A 15,866-nucleotide genomic window follows, 5' to 3' on the forward strand; every position below is an offset into this window, starting at 1 on the left:
GGGTCGGTGGCGCGGTTGGGGTGGGAGCTGGTGCTTTCGTCGGCGGCGCGGTCGAGACCGGAGTCGGGACCGTGGTGGGCCGAGCGGTCGGGACCGTCGTGCGTCGCGCGGTCGGGACCGGAGTCGGGACCGTCGTGGGCCGCGCGGTCGAGACCGGAGTCGGGACCGTGGTGGGCCGAGCGGTCGGGATCGGAGTCGGGCCCGGAGTCAGGACCGTTGTCGGTGGGCCGGTGGGGGATGGAGGCAGTACCGCCACGCTCGGCCCGGTGAGGGGTGGAGTCGATACCGCCGCGCTCGGCCTGGTGGCGGTTGGAGTCGGTAGCGCTGCGCTCGGCCCGGTAGTACAGGTCGGCGTAGCGGCCGGCGTACATCAGGTGCAGCGCCGCCCAGGCCATGAACACCCCGGCGAGCGCGATCGCGGCCGCGGCGACGCGGCTGTCGGCGTTGCCGCGCAGGAGCAGCACCACGATCGCGACCAGCCCGCACAGCGCGGTCCCGACGACCAGCGGCTCCTCCAGCACAGGCCGGAAGTCCTCGCGCTGGGCGTTGCGCCGCGTGCGCGCGGCGTCCATCGGCCACAACACGGCCCAGCCCGTCACCACGAAGACGGTCTCCGTCGCGGCGATCCCGGCGAGAACCCCCAGCGGCGCGTCGGCCAGCGTGCCGACGAGCCCGCCCGTGGCCACCCCGGTGACCGCCGCACCCACCAGCCGGGCCAGCGCTGACACCGGTGACCTGCTCCACATGACGATTCGACGGTAGTGGTTTCCGCGTCGCGGCGACCGCAGGCGCGCGTGGCCGTCCATCTTCCGTACGCTGGGGCACGGCAACATTTCCACGCGAAGGGTCTCAAACGTGCGTAGCTCCATATTCGGCAACCTCGACGGTCAGCCGCTGCCCGGCGGGTTCGCGCTGGAGAACCGCAAGATGTTGCGGGTGCAGTTGCCGCACGAAGTGCTCGCCAAGCAGGGCTCCATGGTCGCTTTCCAAGGGCAGATGGACTTCGACTACGAGGGCTCGGGCGGCCTGGGCAAACTGTTCAAGAAGGCCGTCACCGGCGAAGGCGCCTCGCTGATGCGCGTACGCGGCCAGGGGCTGCTCTATCTCGCCGACAACGCCGACGACATCCACCTGTTCTACCTGGAGAACGAGGGACTGACCGTCAACGGGCGCAACCTGCTGGCCTTCCAGCCGCAGCTCGCCTGGGACATCAACCGCGTCCAGGGCGCCGGAATCGCGGCCGGCGGACTCTTCAACACCACCGTGACCGGGACCGGATGGGTGGCCGTCACGACGCACGGCACGCCGGTGCTGCTCGACGCCGCCCGCATGCCGACGTACGCGGACGGGCAGTCGGCCGTCTGCTGGAGCACCGGTCTGCACGTCGGGATCAACCGGACGATGAAGGCCGGAGCCCTCATCGGCCGAGGCAGCGGCGAGGCCATGCAACTGGCATTCCAGGGACAGGGTTTCGTCCTCGTCCAGGCCAGCGAAGGCGCCCCCATCGTCACCACAAGCTAGCCACGCCCCGTCACCTGGGCCGCCCGAACAGAACCAAGACGGAGCCCCAGCCGCCAGCCCGCCAACGCCCTGCCCGGGAGCGGCAGACAACCCCTGCCCCGGGACACGGATGACGGTGCCCTGACCCGGGACACGGATGGCGATGCGCTGGCCTGGTACACCGATGGCGGCGCGCTGGCCCAGGAACGCGGATAGCGGCCCGCCAGAGCCCGGCCCTCGGCCGCAGGTGTGCCGTTTGGGCTCGGAACGGCGGCGTAACGGAGCCCGGGCCTGGAAGGCGCCGAACCCGAGCCCGGACCCGTACGGCTACACGCTGGGGTCCTGGGCCAGCGGCGCGCGACACGGGACGCGCACGACGGCGGCGCGCCAGACCCCGGGCCTCGGACGGGGATTCGGACGGCGCCGAGCTGGGGCTTGGGCCTGGGACGGCGTCGAGCTGGGCCTGGGCCTCAGCGGGGCCTCGGCCGGTGGCGCGCCGGGCCGGGACACGCACGACGATGGCGCAGGCCTGGGACGCGTGCGGCAGCCTGCCAGCCGGGAATCCGGACGACGGCGGAGTGGGCGGCGTGCTAGCGCGGGATCCGGACGACGGCGGCGTGCCCAACCTCATGGGACAGGCCAGCCAGCGGGAGATTCGTACGACGGTGGCGTGGGCGGCGTGCCCAACCTCATGAGACAGGCCAGCCAGCGGGGGGATTCGTACGACGGCGGCGCGGGCGGCGTGTTAGCCGGGGATTCGGACGGCGGCGCCTGAGACGTGGATCCTGGGATCGCCGTCGCGGAGTTCCACCCGGAGCAGCCCGGGACGCCCCATGTCCTCGCCCTGATGCAGGGTGAGAACGGCGGCGGGGGAGACCTCGCCGAGCTCCCTCAGGTAGGCGCCCAACGCCGCCGCAGCGGCACCGGTGGCGGGATCCTCCACCACACCGCCGACGGGGAACGGGTCACGGACGTGGAACACATGCCCGGACGCCCGCCACACCAGTTGCACGGTCGTCAGATCATGCCCGGTCATGTACGCGGCGAGGCGGTCGAAGTCGTAGTTCAGGTCGGCCAGGCGCTCGCGGGTGGCGGCCGCCAGGATCAGGTGCCTGGCCCCGGCGTAGGCGAAGCGCGGCGGAAGCCCGGGATCGAGGTCGCCCTTGTCCCAGCGCAGCGCGTCCAGGGCGGTGCCGAGGTCGGCCGCCTCGGTCACGTACGGCTCGACGCTGGTGAGCGTCGCCTGGAGCACGCCGTCCACTTCGGTCACCTCGACGGGGATCGTCCCATTCCTGGTGGCGAACGTGAGAGCGCCTGGGCCGATCCGTTCCGCCAGCGCGACCGCGGTCGCGACCGTCGCGTGACCACAGAACGGGACCTCGGCCAGCGGGCTGAAATAGCGCAGAGTGAAGGCTCTGCCCGGTTCGCCGAGATCCTCCGGCGGCGCGGTGAGGAACGCGGTCTCCGAATAGCCCAGGTCCGCGGCGATGGCCAGCATGGCCGCGTCGTCCAGCCCGGAGGCGTCCAGGACGATCCCGGCCGGGTTGCCGCCGACGGGATCGCTCGCGAAGGCCGTGTAGTGCAAGATGTCAGTGTTCAGATCGCTCATGTGCCCATCGAACACACCAACGCTCTCCGCCGTCCACTTCCCGTTGTTCGGGCTTGTTCAGATCTTGCCGGCCATGCGGGCTCCGGGTTGGAGTGGGCGCGCCTGAGCGTGCCCACTCGTGTGAGTCGAGTGTGAGTGGACGGACCTGTGTCGACGCGCCTATTCGGGTCGAAGCATGCGCGGGTCGGCTGTGACAGGGGCGCCTTGAGCGGGCGGGGTGGTGCGCGTTGCGCCTGCACAGGCCGGCTCTGCCTGAGGCGCCATCGCGTGGGCGGTCCCAGGTGGGTCGGTCCTGGACGGGTCGGCATTGGGAGCGTGGTCCTGGTGGGGCGTGCCTGTGCGGTTCGGTATTGAACGGGCGCCTTTGCGTGGGCGGTCCCATGTGGGTCGGTCCTGGACGGGTCGGCTTTGAGTGCGCGGTCCTGGGCGAAGGCGCGCCCGTGAGGCTCGGCTTTGAATGGGCGTGTCTGTGTGGGTCGTGCCTGTGTAGGTCGGGTCGGTTTTGAGTGTGCGGTCTTGGGCGGGGGTGCGCCTGTGAGGCTCGGCTTTGAACGGGCGTGCCTATGCAGGCTGGGGAGGCTTGAGTGTGTGGTCCTGGGCGGAGCGGTCTGAGTGTGTGCCAGGCTGTGAAGTGGGGTTAGTCTCCGATCTCCCTGACGGGAGGCCCGTTCCGGGCTGAAAATCGGGGTGGTTGCCCGCCGACGTCGTTTGCTCTTTGGTCCGCTGGAGGCCGTGGGTTAGTAGGACGCCGGAAGCCGCGCTGTGGGCCCTTCACTGTGCTTCGAGCACGCGGACTAGATTCGCTTCTTCCCTGGCGGCTCCTTGGGCACTGTGCAGGGTGCTGGTGCGTGAAGAGCGGCGGGAGGTCGCGATGCTGGAGGAAAGCAGGGACCACGAGGAGATCGTCGAGCGGGTCGCGGCGCTGGACATCGGTAAGGCCACACTGATGTGCTGCGTACGCGTACCGGATGAGGACAAGCCCGGGCGGCGACTGCAGGAGGTGCAGTCCTACTCCACGATGACCCGCTCGGTGCTGGGCATGGCCGACCACCTGCACACCCTCGGGGTGAGCCGGGTGGTGATGGAGGCCACCTCCGATTACTGGAAACCCATCTTCTACCTGCTGGAAGCGGCTGAGTTCGAGGTGTGGCTGGTCAACGCCCGCGACGTCAAGCACCTGCCAGGCCGCCCGAAGACCGACCGGCTGGATGCGGTGTGGCTGTGTAAGGTCGCCGAACGGCAGATGCTGCGCCCCAGCTTCGTGCCGCCGCCCGAGATTCGCCAGTTGCGCGATCTGACCCGCTACCGGGTCGATCTGATCGGCGCCCGGACCGCGGAGAAGCAACGCGCCGAGAAGCTGCTGGAGGATGCGCAGATCAAACTGTCGGTGGTCGCCTCCGACATCTTCGGCGTCTCCGGCCGGGCGATGATGGCCTCGCTGATCGCCGGGGAACGCAGCCCGCGGGTACTGGCCGAGATGGCGCGCTCCACCCTCCGCAAGAAGATCGCTCTGCTGGAGGAGGCCTTCACGGGGCACTTCACCGACCATCACGCGTTCCTGCTGGCCAAGATGCTGGCTCGCGTCGATCAGATCAGCCATGACATCGCCCAGGTTGATGCCCGGATCGAGAAGCTGATCGCCCCTTTCGCCCAAGCGGCGGCGCAGCGGCTGGATGAGATCCCCGGCATCGGCGCCACCGCCGCCCACGCCATCATCGCCGAGATCGGCCTGGACATGAGCCGCTTCCCAACCGCCGCACACCTGGCCTCCTGGGCCCGTTTCGCCCCGGGCATCAAGCAGTCAGCAGGCAAGAGCAAGGGCCGCGGCGCGACAGGGCACGGCAACCGCTACCTGGCCCGAGTGCTGGGCGAAGCCGCCGTCGTCGCCGGCAAGAGCGACACCTTCCTCGGCGAACGCTACCGGCGCATCGCCCGCCGCCGCGGCACCAAGCGCGCGATCGTCGCCATCGGCCGCTCCATCTTGACCATCATCTGGCACCTGCTATCAGACCCCGACGCCCGTTTCATCGATCTGGGCGCCGACTTCTACGACAGGCGCATCGGCCCCGAACGCAAGAAACGCAACCACATCCGCCAACTCGAAGCGCTCGGCTATCGGGTCATTCTCGAACCAGTCTGACCAACAGAGCCGAACACAATCTCAACCTGCCATAGCCCGCCGGGTCCGCTGCCGCCTGCCCACTGACTCTCCGATTTTCGGACTAGAGCAGGTTGCGTTCCATGGCGGTGGTGACGGCAGCAGTGCGGTCTGATACGGCGAGTTTGCCGAAGATGCGCAGCAAGTGTGTCTTCACCGTGGTTTCGCTGATGAAGAGGCGTTTGCCCACGTCAGCGTTCGTCAGGCCTTTGGCCACCAGGCGGAGGACCTCGATCTCGCGTGGCGTCAGCGAGCCGGTGGCCGGGGTGCGCATGCGGGTGACCAGCCGGGTGGCCACCGAAGGGGACAGGACGGTCTCGCCCTGGACCGCCGCGTGCACCGCCGCCAGCAGGTCTTCCGCGCTGGTGTCCTTGAGGAGGTATCCGGCGGCGCCGGCCTCGACGGCGCGGACGATGTCCTGGTCGCTCTCGTAGGTGGTCAGCACGATCACCCGAGTGTCGGGGCGGGCTGCGAGGATGCCGGTGATCGCGCTCACCCCGTCGCCGTGCGGCATTCTGAGGTCCATCAGGACCACGTCTGGTTCCAGTTCGCGGGCCCTGACCACGGCCTCGTCGCCGGAGGCCGCCGTGCCGGCCACCAGCAGGCCCGGGTCGCCGTCGAGCATGCCGCGCAAGCCCTCACGCACCACCGGGTGGTCGTCCACGATGAGCAGCTTGATCACGCGGCCACCTCCACCGTCACCGTCGTGCCCGCGCCGGGCACGCTGTTCACCGACATCGTGCCGCCGGCCTGCTCCACCCGGGCGCGCATCATCTCCAGACCGTAGCCGCCGGTCGCAGGTTCGGCGAAGCCGGCGCCGTCGTCGGTGACCACCAGGCTCAGGCAGCGTTCGCCGTACGTGAGGACGACGCGCACCCGGCTCGCGGCGGCGTGTTTGCGTACGTTGGCCAGTGACTCCTGTAACGCCCTGATCAGCACCACGTCGAGGCGCGTGGGCAGCGGCCTGGCCGTGCCGTGCAGTTCGAAGCCGGCCTCCACCCCGATCTCATGGCCGGTTCGGCTGGTGATCCGGTGCATCGCCTCGACCAGCGAGGACGAGTCGAGCGGCGCCGGTGTGAGCGCCGAGATCAGGGCCCGGGCCTCGGCGAGGTTCTCCTTCGCGGTCTGGACGGCCAATGTCAGGTGATGGGTAGGATCGCGGTGGGTCCGCGCCTGCTTCTGGGCGGCCTGCACCAGCATGATGATGCTGCTGAAGCCCTGAGCCAGGGTGTCGTGGATCTCTCCGGCCAGCCGCTCGCGCTCCTGCTGCGCCCCCTGCTCGGCCGACAGCCGCTCGACCTCGGCCCGGCTGGCCTCCAGCTCCTCGATGAGACTCGCCCTTTCCCTGCTCTGCTGGGTGATCTTCTCGATCCAGATGCCGAAGGTGCTGGAGAAGAAGATCACGACAGTGATGATCACGATCAGGTTGAAGACCTCGTCCATGGTGTCGCCAGTGACGACGATTTTGATCGCCGGGGCCGTCCACAAGGCGATCACGCCCACCGTGGCCTGCTTGGCGGGCAGCGCGAGGAAGCACTGCGAGCAGAGCCCGAAGAGCGAGAACGAGACGGCGGGCATGGTCAGCACGGCCGGGGTGAAGAGCGCCACCAGGACGGCGACGTAGATCACGCTCTTGACCTGGCCGCCCTGCGTGATCGCCGGACGCCCCAGTAGCAGGTAGGTGGGCAGGGTCGCCAGCAGGCAGATCGAGACGATTGCCTTGTCGCGCGGGGGATGGTCGCCGAGCAGGGCGAACAGCACCGGGGTCGACACCGTGGCGATCAGGAGCATCTCCCAGCCCCACAGCTTCTCCCAGGCGTTGGGCGCCACGGCCGTCAGCCGTCGCCGTGCGGCTTCCAGCGGAACGTCATCAGGCACAGCACCAGGCCTCCGGCTATCCACGCGCCCAGCACGAGGGCGACCTTGCCTAATTCATATGACTTCGCCAGCTCCAGTGCGACGCCGGTGTCGCCGAGGAAGACCGAGCGGAAGCCCTGCGCCACCCACCTGAGCGGGAACACCGACGCGATGTTGATCAGCCAGGGCGGCAGCTCGGTGAACGGGATGTAGATCCCGGAGATGAACTGCAGCACCACGAACGGCAGCGTGATCACGGCCGCCGAGCTGCGCGCGGACTTGGGGATGCTGCTGGCCGCCAGGCCGAGCAGGCTGCCCGCGGCCAGGCCGAGCACCAGCACCCAGGAGAAGGTGAGCCAGGAGGACACCTCGGACGGTAACTCCAGGTCGTACATGAGCACGGCCACCGCCAGCAGCAGCGCCACCTCGATCGCGGCGATGACCAGGACACTGAGGATCTTGCCGAGGAAGTAGGCGCTCTTGGGCATGGGAGTGCCCGCCAGCCGTTTGAGTGCGCCCTCCTCCCGCTCGACGGCGACGCTGATCCCGAGGTTCTGGAAGCTGACGCTGAGCACGCCCGCGCTGATCAGGGCCGCGGCGTAGACCTGTGAGACGGTGATGCCGACGTCGTCGTAGGAGCCCGCGAAGATCGAGCCGAACAGCACCAGCAGGACGATCGGGAAGGCGAAGGTGAAGACGACGTGTTCTTTCTCCCTGAAGAACACCTTGAGCTCGTAGCCCGCCCGCGACAGCCCGATCCTGGCCGTCGAGGGCAGCTTGACGGTGGCCGCGGCCCGCGGCCGCGCGGTGACGGTCATGACTCTTCCTCCAGCAGGCTCAGATAGACGTCTTCGAGGGTGGGACGGGTCACCCGCAGCTCGGGGATCTCGCCGTCGTAGTGGCGCATGAGCCCGGCCACCGTCTTGGTCGGCGTGCTCGTGTGCTCCTCGCCATCGGCCCAGCTCACCGTGGCCTTGCTGGTGGCCCGGCCGCCGAGCGTGCGCGGGTCGCCCTCGGCCACGATGCGGCCGCCGTTGATCACCGCCACCCGGTCGGCCAGGGCTTCGGCCTCGTCGAGATAGTGGGTGGTCAGCAGGACCGTGGTGTCGTCGAGACCCTTGATCAGCTCCCAGAACCTCCTGCGTGCCTCGGGGTCGAACCCCGTGGTCGGCTCGTCGAGAAAGAGCAGCTCAGGACGGCCGATGAGACCGAGGGCGACGTCGAGCCTGCGCCGTTGCCCGCCGGAGAGCTTGCGCACGCGCGCGCCCGCCTTGTCGCCGAGCCCGACGCGCTCGATGATCTCGTCGGGATCGGCCGGGGCGGGGTAGTAGCCCGCGAAGTGCATCAAGGTCTCGCGGACGGTCACCTCGGCCACGTCGTTGGCCGTCTGCGGGACGATGCCCAGCCGGGACCGCCAGCGCCTGCTCGGTGCCCGGGGATCGGAGCCGAGCACGCTGACCTCGCCCGCGTCTCTGTCACGATGGCCTTCGAGGATCTCCACCGTGGTGGACTTGCCCGCGCCGTTGGGGCCGAGGAGTGCGAAGGTCTCGCCCTTGGCGATCTCCAGGTCCAGGCCGCGTACGGCGTGGACGTCCGCATATCGCTTGGCCAGCCCGCGTACTTTCACCGCCGAATCCATGCATCCAGGTTGCCGAGAACAGCGGGGCGACGGCACCTACGACCGGTGGACCCGGTGTCCTCCGTTCGATGGACAACGACGACGATGGTGCGGGCTGGTCGCCGCGACGGGGGCATTTGTCATAGGTGGGGCGTAGCGTGCCCCCATGAGGAACGCGCATACACCGCTCGACGGCGAACAGTGGCAGCCCGGGGACCTGGTCGTGGACGCCGACGGCGGTCTGTTCACGCGTGCCGGCCTGGCGGATCAGGACAAAGGCTTGCCGTGGGGATATCCGCGGGACCTGGCCCGGCTTCCCGGTGGTGGCGCGCACGTGCCCGAAGGTGAGCTGGCGGAGGAGGCGCCGGCCAGGCCGCTCACGTTGTTGCTCCGCGACGGTCATCCGGTCCTGCCCGCCGCGCCGGCGAACGCGTCCGCCGTCCTCGGCACTCAGGCGCGGCAGACCGCGGCCGGGGTGGGGGTCGGCGGGTTGTACCTGGCCGCCACCGCCTTCGACCCCGACGGCGCGGGCGATCCGCGAGCGGCGAAGCTGCGTGCCGACCTGCTCGACACGGTCGTGGTGGTGGAGAGTACGGAAGCGCTGGGTGCGATGTTCGGCGGTGCGGCCGACGGGCTCTTGGTCGAGTTGGCGGAGTGGCATCGGCGGAGTGTGGAGGAAAGCGCCTGAGGCATCACCGCGAGAACGCCGAAACGTCGGAACACCGGAACGCCGCATCGGCTGGCGTCGGTCGGCATCGCAGGCCAGCCGTCGCCTGGGTGCTGGACGGCCGTCGCCGGAGCGCTGGACGACCGGTCGTTGCCGAGTGCTGGACTGATCGTGATCGGAGGGGTGGGCTGGTCTTCGCAGGAGAAGCGGGCCGGTTGCTACAGGAGAAGCGGGCCGACCGTCAGCTGGTGGCGGATCGGTGGTCGCCGTAGAGGCGCTCCGTCTGGTTGTCGAGCAGGCCGTCGAGGCGCTTGCGGAGCAGCGCGGCCCAGGAGGCGGGAATCGCCTCGGGGTGGGCGAGCAGGTGCCGGGCGGCGTCCAGGTCGGTGCGGTCGACGTTGAGCACGCGGTGCGTCTCGGCCGCGGTGATGCCATGACGGGGACGGAAGATCAGGTCGATGCGGTCACCGGCGGCCACCTGGCCGGGACGTAGCACGCGGAAGTAGAACCCGGTCCTGCCGCTGCGCTGGGTCAGGACGGCCATGTCCGCGATGTCGTGGTGGGCGGCCAGCTTGTAGCAGGGACGGCGTGGCTGGCTCACTTGCAGGACGGCGGTGCCGACGGCGTAGACCGAGCCGAGCACGGCGTCGCTCTCCAGGATTCCGGAGATGGTGAGGTTCTCGCCGAACGCGGGGATGGCGAGGTTTCCGGCGGATGTGGGGACGGCGGGGTTTCCGGCGGATGTGGGTTCGGTGAGGTTTTCGCCGGTGGTGGGCTCGGTGGGGTGCTTCTCGGAAACCGGTGCGATGGGGCTGCCTTTGGGAAGCGGCGACGATGTGCGGTCATTCTCGGGGGGCGAGGTGGTGGGGGTCTCGACTGATGCCAGCTCGAGAGGGTTCTTGCCGAAGTGCGGTGTGGCGGGGTACCCGCCGAAGAACGGTGCGGTGGGGTACCCGCCGGGAAATGGTGTGGCGGGGTTCTCGCCGGAGGCCGGCGCGGTGGAGGTCTCGTCGGAGATCGAGGTTGTGGGGGTTTCGCCGGGTATCGGGGTGGTGAGTGTGCCGAGTTGTTCGGCCCAGGCTGTGTAGTGCTCGATCGGGTAGGCGAGGAGGGCCTTGTCCGGTCCGCCGTGGTGTTTCGTGTCGCCCTGCTCGTCGCCTGCCAGGCCGAGCGTGGTCACCTCGACCGGTCCGCGTACCGGCGTCTTCCTGATGCCGGACACCACCGTGCGGCCGCGCCAGGACAGGGGGCGTACGACGCCTGCGGACCCGACCACCACTCGTTGGTCGGTCATTAGATCACCACTTCTGCGGGCACATCGGCCTCCTTGATGTCGCGTGGCTCAATCGCCTCGGGTCAGGATGTCACATTATTGCTAGGAGTCCTACCTAGTGATGGTGGAGCTGTGTGGTGGCTGGGTCTGGGTAGGTGCGGCGGTGTTCGGTGTCGTCGTGTGGTTCGTGGCTGGCCAGTGGGGCAGCGACGGCTGTAGGTGTACGTCCCGCTGTCCGAGTTCGTGTGACGGCCTCGCCATCGTCGGTCAGGGTGAGCGGACGGTGGTGGGCGTTGGGCCGGGTGAGTGGGTGGTCGGCTTCTTGGGTTCCAGTGTGGCGACGGCATGGGACGCCGTTGGCGGGGTGGTGTTGGACTCCGTGGTGAGGGTGCTTGCCTCCTGGTGGGCGGTCGGTTGTCGGGAGAGCGTGAGCACGGTCTGTTGCTGCGGTGGGGAACGGCCGCGATCGCGGGCGCTGCGCTGGGCGAGCGTGCGCAGGTCGTGCCTGAGCCGTTCGAGATCACGTTGGCCAGTCGTCGATCTAAGGCGGACGGTGGCGGGCGTTGGGCCGGGTGTGTGGGTGGCTGGCTTCTTGTGTTCCGGTGCGGCGATGCCTTGGCGTGGTGGCGTTGAACTTCGTGGTGAGGGTGCTTGCCTCCTGGTGGGCGGCCGGTTGTTGGGAGAGTGTGAGCACGGTCTGTTGCTGCGGTGGGGATCGGCCGCGGGCGCGGGCGTTGCGCTGGGCGAGCGTGTGGAGGCCGTGCCTGAGCCGTTCGATCACGTTGGCCAGTCGTCGATCTAGCCGGTCGGCGGCCGGTCCAGGTCGGTTGGTCGCCGATCCGGAAGGGCTGGTCGCTGATTCGGGTCGGCCGGGGTATCGGTGCTCGTTGCGAGCTTGGTCGCCGCAGGTTTGGTGGCTGCGGGTTTGGGTGGTCGCGGGTTGGTGGCTGAGGGTTTGCGCCCGTGGACCCGGTCGTCGCGGGCACGGTCGTCGCGGGCACGGTTGGGGTGGGCGCGGGCGTGGGTGTGGGTGCGGCCTGGTGAGCGGGTGAGGTCGGTGGTGTTTGGTGTGGGCTTGGGTGTGCTGGTCGCTGGTTGAGCCTGCCTCGTTGTCGGGGCTCTTCGTGCGTGTTCGGTCATGCCGCCCGCCTCGAAGCGCAGCACGGACTCCTGATCGTTGTCCTGGCATGCACCGAGACGGACGGCGTACAAGCCGTCGCCGCCGGATCAGCCCGCCTTGTGCAGGGCCACCTTCGGGAAGTCGACGGGCACCGACAGGGCGACGTTGACGTAGTTGGTGAAGAGGTTGAGCGCCACATGCGCCACCAGTTCCACGATCTCCCCGTCGTCGAAGCCGGCCGTGCGCAGCGCCTCGACGTCGGCGTCCGTGACCTGGGCGCGAGCGTCCACCAGCTTGGCGGCGAAGCCGAGTGCGGCGGCGACGCGCGGGTCGTGCGAGTGGCCGGCCTGGGCCTGGCTCATGTCCGCCGCGGAGACGCCCGCCTTCCTGCCGAGCGCGGTGTGTGCGGCCAGGCAGTACTCGCAGGCGTTGCGGTCGGCGACGAGCACCGCGATCTGCTCGCCGAGCTGGGCGCCGAGGCGTCCGCCGCCCAGGGCGCCGAAGCCGGTCCACATCATCTTCAGCGCGGCCGGGGAGTTCGCGACGGTCTTGAACATGGCCGGCGTGCTGCCGAACGTGGCGGTGATGTCGTCGAGCAGCGGCTTGGACTCGCCGATGGCGTCCTGCGGGTCGATCAGTTTCACACGGGACATCGATGACGCTCCTGTCATTGGTGAAGGGGAGAGATGGATGCGCTGTCACTCGATCGATCGATCGTTAGGAGTCCTATCAATGTTGTTAGGATGGCGTCAACCTGAAGCCGATCGGGGGGAGGGAGCCAACCTTTGTGACAGTCGGCGGCGTCGGTATGGGCGAGAGGAGTCGTCTTGGATCGCAACGACAGCTTCCGCGAGTTCGTCGCCGCGCATCAGCAGTCGCTGATGCGCACCGCGTACCTGCTCACGGGAGACGCCCATCTCGCCGAGGACCTGCTGCAGAGCGTGCTGCTCAAGGTGCTCGGACGCTGGCCCAGGCTGTCGCACGTCGACAACCCGCGGGCGTACGCGCGCCGCGCCCTGGTCAACCAGCACATCTCCTGGCGACGCCGGCTGACCTGGCACGAGTCGCCCGTCGCGGCGCGGCCGGAGCGGGAGCCGTCCTGTTCGAGTGAGGACGCCACGGTGGTCAGGCTCGCCGTGCGGCAGGCGCTCGCGCGGTTGCCGCCGCGTCAGCGGGCGGTCATCGTGCTGCGCTTCTACGAGGACCTCACCGAACACGAGACCGCCAAGGCGATGAACTGCTCGATCGGCACGGTCAAGAGCCAGACCCATCACGCGCTGGCCCGGTTACGCATGCTCGCGCCGGAGCTGGCGCCCAGATTCGCCGAGATGGAAGACCCGAGGGAGGCTCGCCGATGACCTGGTTGCGTGACGTACTGGACGACCTGGCCGCGGACTCCCCCGAAGTGGACCTGGCCGAGCGGACGATCAGGCTGCGCGACCGGCGGCGGCGCACCGCCGTCTCGGTGCTAGCGGCGGCCACGGTCGTCGTCATCGCGCTGGCCGTGACGGCGGCCGTGCGGCTGCCGTCCGCCGAGCCCGCGCCGCCCGCGACCCCGGAAGAGGTCGCCGACCTGCCCGCGCGCGGGGTCGGGCCGCTGAGCCACGCCTACAAGACGTTCTGCCGCCCCGAGGACGGCAAGGTCCCGCCCGGCTGCGTGGACGGCGGCTGGCGGGTGGTCACCCGGAGCGGCAGGACGTACCGGCTGGCCCAGGCGCTGCCCGCGCTCAACCGCTACCGATGGACGGGCCTGCGCGACAGCCCGCTGGCCATCAGCTCGGACGGCCGCAAGATCGCCTACTACAGCGCCGCGGCCGGCACCTTCGCGGTCCGCGATCTCGCCTCCGGCGCGGAGGTCACGGCACCGTCGAGGGTGCCGCACGCCTGGCTCGGCACCATCGCCCACCTGCTGCTGTCGGACGACGGCCGCTTCCTCGCCTTCACCAAGAACCCGCCGCTGAAGGACCCGGCCATGCTCATCGACCTGCGCGAACGCATGGTCAGACCGCTGCCGAACGGCTGGAACCCGATCGGGCTGTCCGCGGACGGCGCCACGATCACCCTGGCCCAGTACGCGCCGAAGACCCGGCTGCGCACCATGACACACCTGTGGACGACGTCCACGGCCGGCAACGCCAGAACCGCCGACTTCGACCCGCCCTACCTGGTCGGCCCGCTGGGCCCCGACGGGAAGACCGTCGTCGCGCTGGAGAACGTCGAGATCCCCGGCACCCACTGTTTCAGGCAGGGCGACGACCTCGTCCGGCTGGACGCGGCCGCCGGCGAGGTGCTGCGCAGGGTCCCCATCAAGGGGGTGCCGATGAAGACCGACCGCGTGGTCCTGCGGGGCTGGCACAGCGAGACCGAGATCACCGCGCTGGCCACGCCGATCAGGTGCGACCCCGCCGCCTACGACGATCCGGGGCCGTCCAGGGAGGAGGACCGGTTCGACCCGCCCTTCGCGCCGGTGACCGCCTACGCCGTCGACGTCAGGACCGGCTCGGCCAGGAAGATCGGCTCCTACACCGCCCAGGGCCTGTTCGAGATCGTGGTCCCCGGTTTCCCCGGGACGGTCTGACGTGCCGGGAGCCGCCCGAGCAGTCGTTTCCCCGGTCGCCGGGGAACGGCGGGGCGGGCGCCAGTCGATGACCTAAGTCGGATGACCGATTCCTCCTCCGTCCGCGATCCCTAGCTTGGAGATCACCCAGCGGAGGAGGAAATCCCATGACATTCCACGTTCTGATCATCGGCGGCGGCATCGGCGGACTGACGCTCGCGCAGGGCCTGCGCAAGGCGGGCGTCAGCACCGCCGTCTACGAGCGCGACCACGCCAAGGACGACCGGCTGCAGGGGTACCGCATCCACATCTCGCCCAAGGGCTGCGCGGCGCTGCACGAATGCCTGCCCGCCGAGCTCTACGAGAGGTTCGTGACCACGTCCGGCAAGCCCAACACCACGCTCGGCTTCTACGACCACAAGTTCACCGAGCTGCTGACGATCGGCGAGGAGAACGCGCCCGAGCACTACATCGACAGCTTCAAGTCGGTCAGCCGCATCTCGCTGCGCGAGGTCCTGCTCGCCGGCCTGGACGACCTGGTCCACTACGGCAAGACCTGCACCGGCTACGAGCAACTGCCCGGCGGCCGGGTGCGCGCGCTCTTCGCCGACGGCACGCACGCCGACGGCGACCTGCTGGTGGCGGCCGACGGGGTCAACTCCAGGATCCGCGCCCAGCTGCTGCCGCACGCCGAGCGCATCGACACCGGCGCGCTGTCGATCTCGGCCAAGGTCCCGCTGGACGACGAGACGCGCAGGCTGCTGCCTCGGCAACTGTTCGCCGGCTCGGGGTTCCTGTTCGGCCCGGGCGGCAAGACGGTCTTCCTGGCCGCCCACGAGTTCCGCACCCGCCACACCGCTCACGAGCCGCGTACCCGCGACGCCGCGGACCAGTCACGTACCGGCGACGCCGCCTCAGGCGGGCCGGCGCAGGACGGCGGGCTGCTCATGGACAACACCGCCGACTACGTGATGTGGAACATCGTCACCACCTGGGACAAACTCGGCGACCGCGCGGAGCTGGAGCGCATGGACGCCGCCGAGCTGCAGCAGGTGGCCTTCGCCGCGACCGAGGGCTGGAGCAGGCACCTGCACGAGCTGATCGGCCGCAGCGACCTGGGCAGCGTCTCGGTCTTCCCGCTCAAGACCTCGACGCCGGTCAAGGGCTGGCGGACCACGAACATCACGCTGATCGGAGACGCCATCCACAACATGCCGCCGACCGCCGGCGTGGGCGCCAACACCGCCATCCTGGACGCCTGCCTGCTGCGCGACAACCTGGTCAAGCACGTCAAGGGCGAGCTGCCGCTGATCGACGCCGTCCACGCCTACGAGAGCGAGATGGTCGAGTACGCCTTCAAGGCCGTGGCGACCGCCATGCGCAACCTGAAGATGGGCGTCAGCGCCAACCCGGTGCAGCGCGTCTTCACCAAGACGCTGTTCCGCTTCTTCAACGCGGTGCCGCCGATCAAGAAGCAGATGACCGCCGCGATGATGAAGTAGGCGGC

The 15,866-nt window shown here is 69.5% G+C and carries 14 protein-coding genes; 6 read left to right on the forward strand and 8 right to left on the reverse strand.

Translation table 11 applies throughout. The annotated features are described in order from the left end of the window. Positions 1-728 (reverse strand): DUF1345 domain-containing protein (locus HII36_RS55710; RefSeq protein ID WP_217369634.1); only part of this gene is annotated, 728 nt, incomplete at its 3' end. 127 nt (positions 729-855) lie between these two features. On the opposite strand from HII36_RS55710, the gene HII36_RS17505 reads away from it, so the two are divergent. Beyond that, complete coding sequence (locus HII36_RS17505; RefSeq protein ID WP_173524266.1) at positions 856-1,521, forward strand: AIM24 family protein; 666 nt, start codon at positions 856-858, stop codon at positions 1,519-1,521. 724 nt (positions 1,522-2,245) lie between these two features. On the opposite strand, the gene HII36_RS17510 is transcribed toward HII36_RS17505, so the two are convergent. Then, positions 2,246-3,109, reverse strand: a complete 864-nt coding sequence (locus HII36_RS17510; RefSeq protein WP_173524267.1) for a PhzF family phenazine biosynthesis protein — start codon at positions 3,107-3,109, stop codon at positions 2,246-2,248. An 838-nt stretch (positions 3,110-3,947) separates the two neighbouring features. Here HII36_RS17510 and HII36_RS17515 point away from each other — a divergent pair. Next, complete coding sequence (locus HII36_RS17515) at positions 3,948-5,249, forward strand: IS110 family RNA-guided transposase (protein ID WP_217369635.1); 1,302 nt, start codon at positions 3,948-3,950, stop codon at positions 5,247-5,249. Between the two features lie 82 nt (positions 5,250-5,331). Here HII36_RS17515 and HII36_RS17520 read toward each other — a convergent pair whose 3' ends face one another. The 4 genes from HII36_RS17520 to HII36_RS17535 are packed head-to-tail and all read right to left on the reverse strand — an operon-like array spanning position 5,332 to position 8,763. Then, positions 5,332-5,949, reverse strand: coding sequence for a response regulator (locus HII36_RS17520; RefSeq protein ID WP_173524268.1), 618 nt, complete (start codon positions 5,947-5,949; stop codon positions 5,332-5,334). Next, entirely contained in the window at positions 5,946-7,145 is a 1,200-nt protein-coding gene (locus HII36_RS58665; RefSeq protein WP_173524269.1) for a sensor histidine kinase, read from the reverse strand. Before HII36_RS58665 ends, HII36_RS17520 begins: the two co-directional genes overlap by 4 nt. Further along, entirely contained in the window at positions 7,103-7,942 is an 840-nt protein-coding gene (locus HII36_RS17530) for an ABC transporter permease (protein WP_173524270.1), read from the reverse strand. Before HII36_RS17530 ends, HII36_RS58665 begins: the two co-directional genes overlap by 43 nt. Continuing rightward, positions 7,939-8,763, reverse strand: coding sequence for an ABC transporter ATP-binding protein (locus HII36_RS17535; protein WP_173524271.1), 825 nt, complete (start codon positions 8,761-8,763; stop codon positions 7,939-7,941). Before HII36_RS17535 ends, HII36_RS17530 begins: the two co-directional genes overlap by 4 nt. A gap of 145 nt (positions 8,764-8,908) precedes the next feature. Here HII36_RS17535 and HII36_RS17540 point away from each other — a divergent pair, with 145 nt between their 5' ends. Beyond that, a complete protein-coding gene (locus HII36_RS17540; RefSeq protein ID WP_173524272.1) occupies positions 8,909-9,430 on the forward strand; it encodes a hypothetical protein in 522 nt (173 codons plus the stop codon). A gap of 220 nt (positions 9,431-9,650) precedes the next feature. Here HII36_RS17540 and HII36_RS55715 read toward each other — a convergent pair whose 3' ends face one another. Beyond that, positions 9,651-10,703, reverse strand: a complete 1,053-nt coding sequence (locus HII36_RS55715; protein WP_217369636.1) for an MOSC domain-containing protein — start codon at positions 10,701-10,703, stop codon at positions 9,651-9,653. A 1,206-nt stretch (positions 10,704-11,909) separates the two neighbouring features. Continuing rightward, entirely contained in the window at positions 11,910-12,455 is a 546-nt protein-coding gene (locus HII36_RS17550; RefSeq protein ID WP_173524273.1) for a carboxymuconolactone decarboxylase family protein, read from the reverse strand. A gap of 174 nt (positions 12,456-12,629) precedes the next feature. Between HII36_RS17550 and HII36_RS17555 the strand changes: the two genes are divergently transcribed. From HII36_RS17555 to HII36_RS17565, 3 genes are all read left to right on the forward strand, one after another. Beyond that, positions 12,630-13,160 carry a SigE family RNA polymerase sigma factor gene (locus HII36_RS17555; RefSeq protein ID WP_173524274.1) on the forward strand — a complete coding sequence of 177 codons (531 nt, stop codon included), beginning with the start codon at positions 12,630-12,632 and terminating at the stop codon, positions 13,158-13,160. Next, the gene (locus HII36_RS17560) at positions 13,157-14,380 is read left to right on the forward strand and encodes a TolB-like translocation protein (protein WP_173524275.1); all 1,224 of its coding nucleotides are present in this window, start codon (positions 13,157-13,159) and stop codon (positions 14,378-14,380) included. Before HII36_RS17555 ends, HII36_RS17560 begins: the two co-directional genes overlap by 4 nt. A gap of 146 nt (positions 14,381-14,526) precedes the next feature. Continuing rightward, positions 14,527-15,861: an FAD-dependent oxidoreductase gene (locus HII36_RS17565; RefSeq protein WP_173524276.1), complete on the forward strand. Its 1,335-nt coding sequence runs from the start codon at positions 14,527-14,529 to the stop codon at positions 15,859-15,861. Positions 15,862-15,866: the final 5 nt, after the last annotated feature.

Origin of the sequence: Nonomuraea antri (assembly GCF_013283785.1) — a bacterium.
Lineage (GTDB): Bacteria > Actinomycetota > Actinomycetes > Streptosporangiales > Streptosporangiaceae > Nonomuraea > Nonomuraea antri.

Excerpts from the sequence above, each read along its gene's own strand:
- HII36_RS17535 (WP_173524271.1), bottom strand. The coding sequence starts at position 8,763 with ATGGATTCGGCGGTGAAAGTACGCGGGCTGGCCAAGCGATATGCGGAC.
- HII36_RS17510 (WP_173524267.1), bottom strand. The coding sequence starts at position 3,109 with ATGAGCGATCTGAACACTGACATCTTGCACTACACGGCCTTCGCGAGC.
- HII36_RS55715 (WP_217369636.1), bottom strand. The coding sequence starts at position 10,703 with ATGACCGACCAACGAGTGGTGGTCGGGTCCGCAGGCGTCGTACGCCCC.
- HII36_RS17540 (WP_173524272.1), top strand. The coding sequence starts at position 8,909 with ATGAGGAACGCGCATACACCGCTCGACGGCGAACAGTGGCAGCCCGGG.
- HII36_RS17550 (WP_173524273.1), bottom strand. The coding sequence starts at position 12,455 with ATGTCCCGTGTGAAACTGATCGACCCGCAGGACGCCATCGGCGAGTCC.
- HII36_RS17560 (WP_173524275.1), top strand. The coding sequence starts at position 13,157 with ATGACCTGGTTGCGTGACGTACTGGACGACCTGGCCGCGGACTCCCCC.
- HII36_RS17565 (WP_173524276.1), top strand. The coding sequence starts at position 14,527 with ATGACATTCCACGTTCTGATCATCGGCGGCGGCATCGGCGGACTGACG.
- HII36_RS17530 (WP_173524270.1), bottom strand. The coding sequence starts at position 7,942 with ATGACCGTCACCGCGCGGCCGCGGGCCGCGGCCACCGTCAAGCTGCCC.